The sequence below is a fragment of the Oscillibacter hominis genome (assembly GCF_014334055.1).
GTDB lineage: Bacteria > Bacillota > Clostridia > Oscillospirales > Oscillospiraceae > Oscillibacter > Oscillibacter hominis.
In genome coordinates this window covers 2,675,197-2,688,775 of record NZ_CP060490.1, presented here as the reverse complement: position 1 = coordinate 2,688,775, position 13,579 = coordinate 2,675,197, and the positions used below count along the sequence as shown (strand labels likewise).

General features: G+C 61.5%; 17 protein-coding genes. 8 read left to right on the top strand and 9 right to left on the bottom strand.

Annotation, left to right across the window (positions count from 1 at the left end; genetic code table 11):
- The first annotated feature begins 224 nt into the window (after positions 1-224).
- Positions 225-1,472, top strand: a complete 1,248-nt coding sequence (locus tag H8790_RS13185) for an HlyC/CorC family transporter (protein WP_187332973.1) — start codon at positions 225-227, stop codon at positions 1,470-1,472.
- Between the two features lie 76 nt (positions 1,473-1,548).
- Complete coding sequence (locus H8790_RS13180; protein ID WP_187332972.1) at positions 1,549-2,568, top strand: putative ABC transporter permease; 1,020 nt, start codon at positions 1,549-1,551, stop codon at positions 2,566-2,568.
- 137 nt (positions 2,569-2,705) lie between these two features.
- Here H8790_RS13180 and H8790_RS13175 read toward each other — a convergent pair whose 3' ends face one another.
- Together H8790_RS13175 and H8790_RS13170 are read right to left on the bottom strand one after the other, a co-directional pair.
- Complete coding sequence (locus H8790_RS13175; RefSeq protein ID WP_187332971.1) at positions 2,706-3,161, bottom strand: transcription factor; 456 nt, start codon at positions 3,159-3,161, stop codon at positions 2,706-2,708.
- 119 nt (positions 3,162-3,280) lie between these two features.
- Positions 3,281-3,646, bottom strand: a complete 366-nt coding sequence (locus tag H8790_RS13170; RefSeq protein WP_187332970.1) for a winged helix-turn-helix transcriptional regulator — start codon at positions 3,644-3,646, stop codon at positions 3,281-3,283.
- A 155-nt stretch (positions 3,647-3,801) separates the two neighbouring features.
- On the opposite strand from H8790_RS13170, the gene H8790_RS13165 reads away from it, so the two are divergent.
- A complete protein-coding gene (locus tag H8790_RS13165) occupies positions 3,802-4,305 on the top strand; it encodes a flavin reductase family protein (protein WP_187332969.1) in 504 nt (167 codons plus the stop codon).
- 118 nt (positions 4,306-4,423) lie between these two features.
- Here H8790_RS13165 and H8790_RS13160 read toward each other — a convergent pair whose 3' ends face one another.
- Genes H8790_RS13160 through H8790_RS13140 form a run of 5 tightly spaced genes read right to left on the bottom strand, consistent with a single transcriptional unit; the run spans position 4,424 to position 8,136 of the window.
- Positions 4,424-5,293 carry a radical SAM protein gene (locus H8790_RS13160; RefSeq protein ID WP_187332968.1) on the bottom strand — a complete coding sequence of 290 codons (870 nt, stop codon included), beginning with the start codon at positions 5,291-5,293 and terminating at the stop codon, positions 4,424-4,426.
- Entirely contained in the window at positions 5,290-5,874 is a 585-nt protein-coding gene (locus H8790_RS13155) for a thymidine kinase (RefSeq protein WP_187332967.1), read from the bottom strand. Before H8790_RS13155 ends, H8790_RS13160 begins: the two co-directional genes overlap by 4 nt.
- Positions 5,875-5,876: 2 nt before the next feature.
- Positions 5,877-6,215 carry a PF20097 family protein gene (locus tag H8790_RS13150; protein WP_243208609.1) on the bottom strand — a complete coding sequence of 113 codons (339 nt, stop codon included), beginning with the start codon at positions 6,213-6,215 and terminating at the stop codon, positions 5,877-5,879.
- A 2-nt stretch (positions 6,216-6,217) separates the two neighbouring features.
- Positions 6,218-7,294, bottom strand: a complete 1,077-nt coding sequence (gene mutY / locus H8790_RS13145; protein WP_187332965.1) for an A/G-specific adenine glycosylase — start codon at positions 7,292-7,294, stop codon at positions 6,218-6,220.
- Positions 7,295-7,302: 8 nt separating this feature from the next.
- The gene (locus H8790_RS13140; protein WP_187332964.1) at positions 7,303-8,136 is read right to left on the bottom strand and encodes a radical SAM/SPASM domain-containing protein; all 834 of its coding nucleotides are present in this window, start codon (positions 8,134-8,136) and stop codon (positions 7,303-7,305) included.
- Between the two features lie 232 nt (positions 8,137-8,368).
- Here H8790_RS13140 and H8790_RS13135 point away from each other — a divergent pair, with 232 nt between their 5' ends.
- Genes H8790_RS13135 through H8790_RS13120 form a run of 4 tightly spaced genes read left to right on the top strand, consistent with a single transcriptional unit; the run spans position 8,369 to position 10,265 of the window.
- Positions 8,369-9,025: a MerR family transcriptional regulator gene (locus H8790_RS13135; RefSeq protein WP_243208513.1), complete on the top strand. Its 657-nt coding sequence runs from the start codon at positions 8,369-8,371 to the stop codon at positions 9,023-9,025.
- Entirely contained in the window at positions 9,009-9,272 is a 264-nt protein-coding gene (locus H8790_RS13130; RefSeq protein ID WP_187332963.1) for a hypothetical protein, read from the top strand. Before H8790_RS13135 ends, H8790_RS13130 begins: the two co-directional genes overlap by 17 nt.
- Positions 9,253-9,564 carry a YbjQ family protein gene (locus H8790_RS13125; protein WP_187332962.1) on the top strand — a complete coding sequence of 104 codons (312 nt, stop codon included), beginning with the start codon at positions 9,253-9,255 and terminating at the stop codon, positions 9,562-9,564. Before H8790_RS13130 ends, H8790_RS13125 begins: the two co-directional genes overlap by 20 nt.
- A complete protein-coding gene (locus H8790_RS13120) occupies positions 9,561-10,265 on the top strand; it encodes an MBL fold metallo-hydrolase (RefSeq protein ID WP_187332961.1) in 705 nt (234 codons plus the stop codon). The genes H8790_RS13125 and H8790_RS13120 overlap by 4 nt, the downstream gene beginning before the upstream one ends.
- 181 nt (positions 10,266-10,446) lie before the next feature.
- Here the strand turns inward: H8790_RS13120 and H8790_RS13115 are convergent, their stop codons facing one another.
- Entirely contained in the window at positions 10,447-10,962 is a 516-nt protein-coding gene (locus H8790_RS13115) for an ECF transporter S component (RefSeq protein ID WP_207724191.1), read from the bottom strand.
- 140 nt (positions 10,963-11,102) lie between these two features.
- Here H8790_RS13115 and pdxR point away from each other — a divergent pair, with 140 nt between their 5' ends.
- Positions 11,103-12,479 carry a MocR-like pyridoxine biosynthesis transcription factor PdxR gene (gene pdxR, locus H8790_RS13110; protein WP_187332959.1) on the top strand — a complete coding sequence of 459 codons (1,377 nt, stop codon included), beginning with the start codon at positions 11,103-11,105 and terminating at the stop codon, positions 12,477-12,479.
- Positions 12,480-12,528: 49 nt separating this feature from the next.
- Here pdxR and H8790_RS13105 read toward each other — a convergent pair whose 3' ends face one another.
- Positions 12,529-13,569, bottom strand: coding sequence for a putative glycoside hydrolase (locus tag H8790_RS13105; protein ID WP_187332958.1), 1,041 nt, complete (start codon positions 13,567-13,569; stop codon positions 12,529-12,531).
- Positions 13,570-13,579: the final 10 nt, after the last annotated feature.

Here is a 13,579-nt window from a genome sequence, read left to right as displayed (position 1 = left end):
GCATCTCTTTCGCCGGTATTTTGGAAAAGGAGTCAGTTCCGTGGACGAACCACCGTTGCCACCCATCTACATAAACATTGCTGACAGGGACGGTCCCATCCTCTTTTGTGATGGGGCGGTTCCTGTCTGTTTTTTTATCCATGGGTTCGGACGGCGAAGTTGTGGGGCGGCAATGGGTCAGCCCCGCACCATTTTTGATCTTGAAAAAGGAGTGATGAGTCCTCATGGACAGTCCCAGTATCACAATGGCCATCGCAATTCTTGCCCTCATATGCCTCTCAGCCTATTTCTCCGCCACGGAGACCGCCTTTTCCAGCCTGAACCGGATCCGGCTGAAAAGCAAAGCCGACGGCGGCGACCGCCGGGCGGCGCTGGCCCTTTCCCTGTCGGAGGAATATGACCGGCTGCTCTCCACCATCCTTATCGGCAACAACATTGTGAACATCACCGCCACCACCGTGGGCACCGTGCTGTTCACCCGCCTGGCGGGCGCATACGGCCCCACGGTCTCTACGGTGGTGCTCACTGTGGTCATCCTCATCTTCGGCGAGATCTCCCCCAAAAGCCTGGCCAAGGAGAACCCGGAGAAATTTGCCATGGCCTCGGCGCCGGTGCTGCGCGTCTTCCTTGTGATCCTGCGGCCGCTGAACTTCCTCTTTGCCCAGTGGAAGCGGCTGCTCAGTGTGATATTCCGCACAGAGGAGAGCCAGGGTATCACGGAGGAGGAGCTGATCACCATGGTCTCCGAGGCGGAGAACGAAGGCGGGCTGGACCAGCATGAGAGCGAGCTGATCCGCTCGGCCATCACCTTCGGCGATCTGGAGGCAGGCGACATCCTGACGCCCCGGGTGGACATTGCCGCCATCTCAGACCGGGCCACCACGGAGGAGATCGCCGCCATCTTTGCCGAAAGCGGCTACTCCCGGCTCCCGGTCTATCACGAGGGCATTGACGATATCATCGGTGTCGTCCACGAAAAGGACTTTTATTCCGCCCGCTACCGGGGCCAGGGCGACATCTCCGCCTGCATCAGCCCCATCCACTACACCGCGCCCAACACCCGGGTGGATCAGCTGCTGCGGACGCTTCAGACCAAGAAGCTGCACATGGCCGTGGTAGTGGATGAGTATGGCGGCACAGAGGGCCTTGTGACCATGGAGGACATCATGGAGGAGCTGGTGGGTGAAATCTGGGATGAGCACGACGAGGTGTCAGAGTATTTCCGCCCCCAGGGCAACGGCAGCTACCTTATCTCCGGCAGCGCCGACCTCTCCGACCTGTATGACCTCTTCTCCATCCGCGGCCAGTGTGACGCCAGCACGGTCTCCGGCTGGGTGGTGGAACAGCTCCGCCGGCTGCCTCAATCCGGCGACCGCTTCCAGTGGGAGGGCCTGGACGTCACCGTCACCCAGGTGGACCACCGCCGGGTGCTGGAGGTTCTCGTGAAGCCTGTTCCGGAGGAAGCGCAGTGATACGCCGCTTCTTTGGTTGAATCACGCCCGTATTTGTGCTACACTGATACAATCCGATCATCAAAGGAGAGGTTTCATGTCCCACTACACCCTGTCCCAGTGGATTCTGTTCTTTTTCTTTTACTGTTTCTGCGGCTGGATCTGGGAGTCCTGCCTCGTTTCCGTGCAGAAGAAGACATGGGTCAACCGGGGGTTTCTCCACGGCCCGCTGCTGCCGATCTACGGCTCCGGGGCGCTGATCATCCTGCTGGCCACCCTCTCGGTCCAGGACAACCTCTTCCTGGTCTTTTTACTGGGCATGGTCGCCGCCACCATTTTGGAGTATTTTACGGGCGCCGCCATGGAGCGGCTTTTCCGCGTGCGGTACTGGGACTACAGCGACAAGCCCCTGAACCTCAACGGCCACATCTGCCTGTTCTGCTCCCTGGGCTGGGGCGCCTTCTCCATCTTTTTGGTACAAATCGTCCATCCGCCCATTCAGCGCCTGATTTTGAGGATTCCGGAGGGAATTGCCCAGGTCGCTGCCTTTTTGCTGGCCGTGGCCACCACCGTGGACGCCGTGCAGTCCTTCAACGCAGCCATGAACCTGCGGGAGATGCTGGAAAACCTTGCCCAGAGCAACGAAGACCTCCAGCGCATCCAGAAGCGGCTTGAGGTGTACTCCGCCTTCGCGGAGGAGGATTTACAGCGCTTCCGCGACAAGCTGGACGAAGGCCGCTACCGCCTGGAGGGGCTGCGCCAGGAGCGCGCCATGGAAAAGGCCCTCCGCCGGGCCAGCCTCCGCGCCCAGATGCAGGAGAACGTCCAGCGCCGCCGTGCCTGGAAGCTCAGTGTGGTCCAAACCCTTGCCGATGGGCTGGAGCAGTACAGGGAGAAGCTGGACTCCGCCACCGACCTATCCGCCGAGTACCTGGAGGAAAAACGCGCCGAGATCGCCGAGGCCCTGGAGAAGCTCCAGCGCCAGCGGGAGCGGATCCGCTCCACGTCCGACAAGGCCTACGCCCGGGCCGCCCGCATCCTGCGGGGCAACCCCTCGGCCAGGTCCAAGGGTCTGGAGGAGGCGCTGGAGGAGCTGCGCAGGCTGTCCTCCAAATAACTGCCTATCGCATATGGGACGGCCATGCCTTCAGTTTGAGCCGCTGTGGAACAAAAAAGGGCGGTCTCAACTTCAGAATATGCCGGGGAAAGAAATAAAAAGGGGCGGTGCCTTCCGGCGCCGCCCCTTTTTCCTATTCAGTTCAGGTTCGGAGCGGCGTTTACAATGGCTTCTTTCCACTCCTTCAGCTTGGGCAGGGTGAGGACGATCTTTTCACCGTCAGCGGTAACGACGATGAGGATCTTTTGCAGCAGGCCCATCTTGCCCTCCTCCACGGACCGTATCTGCTCCAGCGGAACGGAGACCACGCCGTATTTGCTGGTCATCTTGTTGACAACGGCCGCCGTCAGCACCGAGGTCAGGTTGAATCCCTCTAATTTTTCAGGCACCACCAGAAGCCGGCGGTCAGTGAGATAGATGGAGGCGTTGGTGCCCATCTTGCCTGCGGTATAGGTGCCCGGCGCCTCACGCACCTTCTGTTCCGGGTCGCTCCCGGTGAGATCGGTATTGCACCGGGGACAGTGTGTAAGCGTTTCGTCAGGCGCTTTCTCTCGGTAGGCGCAGATCGGACAGATTACTTTTGCCTGTTTCATGGCGGACAGACCTCCCAATATAATGTGGACCCTTGGGATATCAAGGGCCGTTTCCCGTCTGATGATACCACCATCCGACAACGGAGTCTTGTATCATATCGGCATGTGGGAGGCAGCTATTACGGAATGTACTCAAACCCCCATTTGGTCATGGCATAAAAGACGGGTAGCAGCGCCTTCCCCCGCTCGGTCAGTGAGTACTCCACATGGGGAGGGATCTCGTTGAACTGGACCCGGGAGACCAAGCCGTCCCGCTCCAACTCCCGCAAAGAGCTGGTCAGCATGGTGTTTGTGATCCCCGCAAGGCTTTTCTTGAGTTCTCCGAAGCGAATCTGGCCCTTGATGCACAGCTCGTAGATGATCTGAAACTTCCACTTGCCCTGCAGCATCACCAGAAGCGGCGTCACCGGGCAGTTCCCGGAGCTTGTGAGAATCCCCTGGCGCACCTGCTCCACATACTCCTCATAGCTCATGTCCTTATCCATATGTTCCCCTTCCCGGCGGCCCGTATGGTATGCCGCACCATACTATGTAAGAATAATCTGCGTACTTGCATGTTTATATGGCCTTAGTATAATAAACATATCAGCAAAAGGCAAGCAGGGCCGGACGGCCTTCACAACCGGAAAGGATGATCACCATGAAAGAACTGGAGTTTCGCAAGGCGGCTGAGTTCACCTCCCCCAACCCCCTGGTCCTGGTCTGCACAGAGAAGCCGGACGGCTCCGTGAACCTGGCCCCGGTGTCCTATGTGAGCTATCTCTCCTCCAACCCGCCCATGCTGGGCTTTGCCATGGGCAAGGGCTCCTACACCGGGAAGAGGACCCGGGAGACCGGAAAGGCGGTCCTTGCCGTCCCCGGCAGCAGCCTCCGGGACGCGGCCATCCACTGCGGCTCCGTCAGTGGAAAAGACACGGACAAGGTTCAAAGCTTTCAGATTCCTCTGGCCTCCCTCCCCGGCACCAGCATCCAGATTCCAGCAGATACCAGGCTGGCCCTTGTGGTCTCCCTTTCTCAGACAGTAGAGGTCGGCAATCACTTCCTCCACATCTGCAGCATCGACAAGATTTACGGAGATGAGGAAAAGGACGCGCTCTTCGCCTGGGACGGCTATCTTCGGGCGGCATGTGCCCGGGAAAAATAAAGAAGAAGGCCCTGCGATAAAGCCGCGGGGCCTTCTTCTTTATTTTGTCTCTTGGTATCTGCCATCCAGCGCAGAAATACGTCATCGTGTCCAAACCGGCCCGGGCCTGTTTTCCCCGTCATACGCCGGTCAGGTCAAAGGGCGGGGTGTATTCCTCCCTGGCTGAGGTGCGTTCCTGGGTAAAGCCGTCCACAATGCCGCAGTTTTCCATGTATTCCACCGCGGCGCGGTATTCCGCCCCCGTCACATGGCGGTCAAGCTCCCGGGGGCCGTCCGGCTGGGGCGTATACTGCGCCATGAGGGAGAAAAGCACGTCTCCGGGGCGGAACTGCTCCGCCACCCAATCGATGCAACGGCGGGTGTTCTCCATCTGGCCCGGCAGCACCAGGTGGCGGATGACCACGCCCCGGCGCAGCAGCCCATCTTCCATCTGATAGGGGCCGGTCTGGCGGAACATCTCCAATATGGCGGCGGAGGCGTAGTCAAAATAGTCTGCCGCCCGGGAGTAGCGCAGCGCCGGCTCCTTCATGGCGTATTTGAAATCCGGCAGGTAAATCTGCACCTTCCCCTCCAGCGTGCGCAGCGTCTCCACCGTTTCATAGCCGCCGCAGTTCCACACCACGGGCACGCCCAGAGGCTCGTTCAGCGCCTCTAAAATCCAGGGCGTGAAATGGGTGGGCGTCACCAGGTTGATGTTGTGGGCTCCCTGGGACACCAGCTCCTCCATGATCCGGCACAGCCGGTTCGTGGAAACAGCCTTGCCGAATCCGCCGGCGCTGATGGTCCCGTTCTGGCAAAAACAGCAGCGCAGGTTGCACCCGGAGAAGAAGATGGCACCTGAGCCCCGCTCTCCGCTGATGCAGGGCTCCTCCCAGAAATGGAGCCCCGCCCGGGCGATCCGCAGACCCGCGGGCATGGCGCAGGCCCCCGCCCCGGAGCGCTCCGTCCGCTCCGCGGCACAGCGGCGCGGGCAAATGTTACAGATCATCTCTTCACCTGAAATCCCGGGCCTAAGTTGCCCTCTCTCCAGTGCCGCCGGCAGAGACTGGTGTACTTCTCCCCCGCGCCCAAAACCACCTGCTCCCCCTCCTTGAGCACATGGCCCTCCGCGTCAAAGCGGGCGTTGAAGGTGGCCTTCCGGCCGCACCAGCAGACGGTCTTTACCTCTTCGATCTTGTCCGCCATCACCAGCAGCTCATAACTGCCGGTGAAAAGATTCCCCTTGAAGTCCGAGCGCAGCCCGTAGCAGATCACCGGGATGTCCAGGTCGTCCACAAGGTGCACCAGGTGGCGGACCTCCTCCCGGCTGAGGAACTGAGCCTCGTCCACGATGACGCAGGCAAACTCCTTCAGCTCCGCCTCCCCCATGGCCTCCAGCTCGTCAAAGTAGATGCAGGGATGGCTGAGGCCGATGCGGGAGACCACCATATGGTCCCCATCCCGGCTGTCCAGCCGGGGCTTCACCAGCAGGGCCTTCTGGCCCCGCTCAGCATAATTATAGTGAACCATCAGGGCGTTGGCGGTCTTGCTGGACCCCATGGCCCCATATTTGAAGTAAAGCTGCGCCATGCTCAATCCTCTTTCCGTGTATACTCTCCGGACCCGTAGGGCGGGCACATCCCGGCCGCGTCAATGGCCATCTTTTCGCACTGGGGGCAGTACCAGGCGGTCTTGTACGTAAAAAGCAGTCCCTCATCATCCACTCTCAGCGATTGGTTGGGATCCGGCCCAATCAGCTTGCTCTTCCACTCGATCTCCCCCTGCACCCACCAGACGGCGCCGCCGCCCTTGGCTAAGAGATGTCCCAGCCTCATTTCGCCGCCGCACCAGGGGCAGCACTGGGGCGTTTTTACCTCTTTGGCCGGACTTTTTTGGGGCTCGTCCCAAGGTTCCCGCTCTTTAGCTGTCATGCTCACTCGCTCCCCTCCTGTCTCTCCAGGTGCTCCAGCGCCTCCTCCCGAAACCGGGCAAAGGCCGTGGGCACCGTCTTATCGGCAAAGTCCCGTCCGTCCGACCAGCAAAAGTCCGCAGGGCCAGAGGGCTGGCAGAGCAGCACATAGCCGGTCATATGCCACTCCACATGGGTGAAAATGTGCTTCGCGGCGATTCGTTTTTCCCACCGGAGCGGCTCAATGCCCCAGCACTTCAAAACGCGGGCCGCCTCCTCTTCACGGAGCGCCCCCTCCACGTTGGGGAATTCCCAGAGGCCGGCCAGAAGGCCGGTCTCCGGCCTCCGGCGCAGCGCGGCGCCCTGGCTGGAGAGGAGGACAAATACGGTGCGCTCCTCCAGACGTCTTCCTTTTTTCGGGGCCTTTACGGGAAGCGACGACTGGCGGCCCGCCTCCCGGGCAGCGCAGAAGTCCCGGCCCGGACACAGCAGGCACATGGGCTCCCCGTTGGGCAGGCACACCGTGGCCCCCAGGTCCATCATGGCCTGGTTGTAGTCCCCGCAGCGCTCGGCCGGCGGAAGCGCCTCCTCCACCCAGGATCGGAAGCGCCTGCGGACCTTGATATCGGAGATGTCCTCATCGCAGTCCATGATCCGCGCCGCCAGGCGCAGCACATTGCCGTCCACCGCCGGAACGCGCTGGCCCCAGGCGATGGACAAGATGGCCCCGGCGGTGTAGTCCCCGATGCCGGGCAGGCTCGTCAGGTCCTCATAGGTCCGGGGCAGCTCTCCGCCAAAGCGCTCCATGGCCTGGCGTGCCGCTTTTTGCAGATTCCTTGCACGGCTGTAGTAGCCCAGGCCCTCCCAGCACTTCATCAGCCGCTCCTCCCCCCGGGCCAGGTCCGCCAGGGTGGGAAATTCCCTGAGGAAGCGGGCATAATACTCCCGTACCGCCGCCACCCGGGTCTGTTGGAGCATGATCTCCGAAATCCACACATGGTAGGCATTGGCCGGCGTCTCCCGCCAGGGAAGCTTCCGGGCGTTTTGCTCATACCAGCTCAGGAGCGGGGCGGTGAGTTGTTTTAGTTTAGACTGATCCATAAACCCTCTCAAAATCGCTTGGCGTAGCCGCAGCGGCGGCACAGCTCCTCCGCCGGGCGGCGATGGGAAAAGCCGTCATAGATGGCCCGGGCCCTGGGGGAGTTCAAAATTTCATCCAGCTCCTGGTGCAGCAGGTTCCCCAGCGCCAGGTCCCCCTCGTGGTCCAGGCAGCAGGGCACCACCGTGCCGTCGCACAGGACCGCCGCCTGGTGGCGCAGGGCGTAGCAGAACTCCGTGTCCTTCTCCTCTGCCGCCAGGTCCGGCCAGTCGAACTTTCCGTCCCTCTCCAGATAGAGCCGCTCCCCCAACTGCCAGGTGTTGGGACGCGGCCTGGCCCAGCCCTCCCGGGGGCCTGCCTCCGTCTCCAGAAAGTGGAGAATCTCGTCGTTGCGAAGGTCCTCTCCCCCCTCGTTCCAAAGCCGCAGCACACAGAGGACGCCCCGCTCCGACGCCCGGCGGCAAAACGCCCAGCACTGCTTGAGGTAGGGTGCCATGTCCGCGCCGCCGTTACCCTCAAAGCTGTGGAGGGAGACGGACACTTTGTGGAGCGCCGGCGCGGCCAGCAACTCCTCCTCCCGGCGGGAGAGCAGCGTCCCGTTGGTGGTCAGACAGACCCGAAAGCCCTCCTGGCCCGCCAGCGCAAGGAACCGTCCCAGCCGGGGATGGAGCAGCGGCTCGCCCATCACGTGAAAATAGAGGTAGCGTGTCTTTCCCCTCAGGCGGGAGAGCACCGTGGAAAACTCCCCCTCCTGCATGTCCCGAAGGGGCCGCGCCGTGCCGGGGCAAAATGCGCACCGGAGGTTGCAGCGGTTGGTGATCTCCACATAAATCCGTTTGAACATGACTCTCCTTCCCGGCTCCAGCTGCTGGAACCTTTTGATGCTGCCTATGATTATATCAAACCTTGCGCCCTTTTTCCACCCGCGTTTGCCTTTTGCTCCCCTCCCGCTGTGCTTTGGAGAACCAGAGCCCGGCATTTCCCGCCTGGTAACGGCTTTTTCTCAAATTTGAAAATTTCTCTTGACCTTCCCCCGGCTGGAAGGTATATAGTTAGGTCAGCCAAGGAGGTGAAGATTGCTGAAAATCAACGAAGTGGAGGCCCTGGTGGGCATCACGAAAAAGAACATCCGATTTTATGAGCAGGAGGGCCTGCTCAATCCCCGGCGCAACAGTGAAAACGGGTACCGGGACTATCAGGAGGAGGATGTGGAGGCGCTGCAGCGGATCAAGCTGCTTAGGAAGCTGGGCCTTCCTCTGGAGGAAATTCGGAAGATGCAGAGCGGTGCCCACACGATAAGCGACGGCATGCGGCGTCACCTGGTGACGCTGGAGCGTGAGATCAAAAACCTGGAGCAGGCCACGGAGCTGTGCGCTTCCTTGCAGGAGCAGGATCAGCCCCTGAGCAGCCTGGATGCCGGAGCGCTGCTGGTCCGGCTGGAGGAGATGGAACGGGAGGGAACCACCTTTATGGATAAGCAGAAAAACGACACCAAGCGCATCCGCTATGTGGCGCCGGTGGTCATCGCGGTTTTGATGACCGTCCTGATGGGCGCCCTGGTCTGGCTCTTCGTCTGGGCAGCGAAAACCGATCCCCATGGCGCGCCGCCCATGCCGCTGCTTGCGCTGCTCATCGCCATCCCCGTGGTGGTGATCCTGGGCGTGGTGCTGGCCATGATCCTCCGCATCCGGGAAATTGGAAAAGGGGAGGAAGACGATGCCAGAAATTATTGAGGCCGCGAAACGGCACCGCCGCCGTCAGGCCGTTTTATCCGCCCTGGTCAACGGCTTTTTGCTGCTTTTTTCCGCGGCCGTGCTGCTCATTGTGCGCAGCAGGTTTGACCTGAGCGGCTTTGTATCCGGCCTGCTGGCATTTTTTGCGGCAGCCAACACAATTTGCATCATTCCGCTGCTCTACAGCCTGCGGGAGAGATTACAGGAAATTCAAGGAGGAGAAGAAGATGAAGCTCGTCACTATTGATTACATCCCCGGTCAGGATTTTGAGGCCATGGACATCGTAAAGGGCACCGTGGTCTACAGCAAAAACTTCGGCCGGGACTTTATGGCCGGCATGAAGACCCTGGTGGGCGGCGAAATCGTGGGCTACACGGAGATGCTCAACGAGGCCCGCCAGATCGCCACCAAGCGCATGGCCGATGCGGCCGAGGCCCTGGGCGCCGACGCCGTGGTCAATGTCCGCTACGCCTCGTCCTCGGTGATGCAGGGTGCCGCCGAGGTGGTAGCCTATGGCACCGCCGTCAAGTTCAAATGATCCGCGTCACCTACATCGGCCACTCCGGCTTCCTGGTGGAGTGGCCGGAGCAGTACTGGCTCTTTGACTACTACAACGGCACGCTTCCGCCCCTATTGCCGTCCAAGCCCCTGCTGGTCTTTGCCAGCCACCGCCACGCCGATCACTTCAACCCGGCCATCTTCCGCCTGCCCCACCCGGATGTGCGCTACATTCTGTCCAAAGACATCCGCCTGACGGAGCGGAAACGGGAGGAATACGGCGTGCCGGAGGGCGCGGAGATTTTGTCCCTCAGCCGGAGGGAAACAGTGAACCTGGGGCCACTGAGCGTCTGTACCCTTCCCTCCACCGACGAGGGCGTGGCCTTTCTGCTCACCTACAACGGCCGCCGGGTCTATCACGCCGGCGATCTGAACTGGTGGGCCTGGGCCGGGGAGAGCGAGTCGTACAACCACAACATGGAGGCCAACTTCAAGCGCTTCATCGAACCCCTTCGGGGCGTCCATCTTAATCTGTGCTTCGCTCCCCTGGACCCCCGGCAGGAAGGCGACTACGCCCTTGGCCTCTCCTATCTCCTAAAGCTGGCCCAGGCCGACCACGTCTTTCCCATGCACCTCTGGGACGACTACGGCCTGATCGAGACCTTCCGCGCCGCCTATCCTCAATTGAGCGGCCCGGTGGTCTCCATCACCCACCAGGGCCAGAGCTGGGACCTCACATAAAAAGTGCGTTCCGCGCTTTTTCCCGCGGGGTCCGGCCGCCATGGTGTCCGTCCGGCTAATCAGTGCGCTATGCAATCCAGCCCAACACAGGGCATCTCCTCAGATGCCATCAAACCGAAAGAGCCGCCGTGAAGCAATTCACAGCGGCTCTTTTGAAGAGGATCCCTTTTCAGAAAGTGCTTTACAGGGCGGGATAGGCCTTGCGCACATAGCTGTTGCGGCGCAGCACGCCGGTGAGCAGCGTGGCGGCCACCAGGCCGAAAGCTCCCTGGAGGAGGTTGGCCGGGATGCCCACCGCCGCGCCCAGGCCCTGGCCCAGGAGCGCCGCCTCAAAGAGGAAGTAGCCGAAGACCATAATGAGCTCGGAGGGCAGTCCGGAGAGGATCAGCCCTGCCTTTTTATGGCCCATGGCGCGGTACATCAGCCCGGCCACCAGGCCCATGCAGCCCTTGATGATCAGCGTGGCCGGCACCCAGGCCATATAGCCGGCCCAGAAATCCGCCAGCGCGGAGCCAATGCCCCCGGCCAGCATCCCGTACACAGGCCCCAGCAAAAAGGCCGACAACAGCACGATGGTGTCTCCCAGGTTCACATACCCGCCGGTGGGGGTGGGAATCCGGATCACGTAGGTGGCCACCATGGTCAGGGCCGCCAGCAGAGCGGTCATCACGATTTTTCTTGTCTTGTTCTCTTCCATTGCAGCGCTCATTCCTTTCCCGGCCCCGGCTTTTGATTGGGGCTGGATCATTTTGGTATGGCCATTTTAGTCCAGATGTGGTATGATTGAAATGTCCACTTTATGAATATTTTATAAGGTCAGATGAGGAGGCGCGGCAGATGCTGACATATGATATGGACAACCGGGGGACGGAGACGCTGCAAAACCATCTCTACCGCTGCATCCGGGAGGACATCCGCAGCCGGCGCCTCTCCCCTGACGAGCGGCTTCCCTCCAAGCGCGGCCTGGCCCGCCACCTGCACATCAGCGTCATCACGGTGGAAAACGCCTACGCCCAGCTCACGTCGGAGGGTTGGCTCTACGCTCTGCCCCGGAAGGGTTTTTTTGTCTCCCGGGTGGAGCACCCGCCGGAGGACCTCCGCTACGCCCCGCCCGGCGTTGCGCCTCAGCCGGTGGCGGAGTACCGGCTGGACCTGGGGCGGGGCCGGGTGGACCCCTCCCGCTTCCCCTTTGCCACCTGGTCCCGGCTGATGCGCCAGGTGCTCTCGGAGCAGGACAAGAAGCTTCTACTCCCCATCCCCAGCCAGGGCGTGGAGGCGCTGCGCGACGCCATCGCCGCCTACCTCCATAGCTTCCGCGGCATGGAGGTCTCTCCGGAGCAGATCATCGTGGGCGCCGGTACGGAATACCTTTATCAAATGATCACCCTCCTTTTAGGGCGGGGCCTCCGCTTTGCCGTGGAGGACCCGGGCTACTCCAAGCCGGAGCGCATCTACCGCAGCAACGGCGTGGACTGCGTCAGCGTGCCCCTGGACGAGTGGGGGATGAGCGTTTCGGCCCTGGGTCGCTCCGGGGCACAGGTGGCACACGTCTCCCCGTCCCACCACTACCCCACCGGCATCTCCATGCCCATCGGCCGCCGCCAGGAGCTGCTGCGCTGGGCCGGTACGGAGCGCTACATCTTAGAGGACGACTACGACAGCGAGTTCCGCTTCACCGGACACCCCGTCCAGACCCTGCAGAGCATCGACCGTCAGGGGCGGGTGATTTACCTGAACACCTTTTCCCAGACCATCGCCCCCTCCATGCGCATCAGCTACATGGTGCTGCCGCCCCGGCTGGTGGAACGCTACCGGCGGGAGCTGGGGTTTTACGCCTGCACCGTGCCCAGTTTCGAACAGTTCGCCCTGGCCAAATTCATCGCCGGAGGATACTTTGAAAAGCACCTGAACCGGATGCGCCTTTTTTACCGCACCCGGCGGGAACAGGTCCTTTCCGCCTTCCGCTCCAGTTCTTTCGCCCACCGGATCACCTTGACGGAGCGGGGCGCCGGGCTCCACTTCCTCCTCAAGCTCCAGACCGAACGCAGCGACGAGGAGCTGCGCAGCAGGGCACTGGCCCTTGGCATCCATCTGAGCTTTCTCTCGGAGTACACCCGCCGGGGCGGCTTTGAGCACACGCTGGTGATCAACTATGGCGGCGTGGAGCGCCCGGAGGAGGCGGTATTGGCGCTGGCGGAGGTCTTTGCGGAATAAGAAAAAAGAGATGCGGATTGTTCCGCATCTCTTTTTTGATCATGGTTGCTTACGGCAGCTGCAAATAGTCGCCGGTCTCCAGTGCCGTCCCCTCCACTACCAGCGTCACCTGATCGGAGACGGCGGCCACGCGCTCTCTCAGCACCGCCGCCTCTTCCGCCGGGGCCGCAACATAAATCCGATCCACTATAGCCGCCGCGTCGCTCAGGTCCTGCCCCGACACCTGGTCGGTTCCAACGGTGAGGGTCTGGGCGCTCAGCTCCACGGAGAGCTTTACGTCATACTCCTCCAACGCATCCGCCATACCCTGGAGGAAGGCGCGCAGGTTCACGGGCTGTTCCACCGATCCGTACTCGATCTTATTCAGCTTTCCCTCGGTGGGATAGCTGAAGTCTGTCAGGAGGATTTCGTCAAAGCCCAGGGCCGCGCACTCCCGGGCAATCTCATAGAGATAGGCCCGGGCCCCCTCCTTGCCGGGGTCCAGCCACTGGGTGTTGTTCCCGTCGTAAAAAATATATCCGCCCGTATTCTTCAGCCCCGCGCCGTCCATGTTGGCGTTGGCATAGAGGCTGTCGCGGAAGCAGGAGAGCCTGGCGATGCTGTAGTACTCCTCGCTGCCCAGAAGCCCTTCCAAGGCGGTCATGCTCTGTTCATTGCCCTGCACGGCGCCGGAGGAGACCGCTGCTTCCACCCTGGAGTCATACAGCAACTGCCCGCCCGCGGCCTTCATGGTCACCGCAAAGGCATTCTGGCCGCCAGCACGGAGGGCCGAAACAGCCTGGGTCCAATCGCCTTCCAAACTCCCGTCGGGCAGCTGGAGGATATGGAGTTCCTCCACATCCTTTCCCTCCGGCTCGGAGATGATGATCTGCAGGTCCTCGTCACTGACCGGCGGCAGGCTGGAAGACCCGTCCGGCTTCATCCAGGGTAGCTCCAGCCGCACGGCGCCGCTGTCGTCATATACGATATACTTTTGCAGGAACAAGAAGGTGCAGGCCGCCAGAAGGATCAGCGCCAGGAGGATCGCCAGCGCGATTTTCCAGCGGGGCACCCGTCCCCGGTAACTGCTGTAGCCCCTTGAACCTGCCATAGAACCTCTC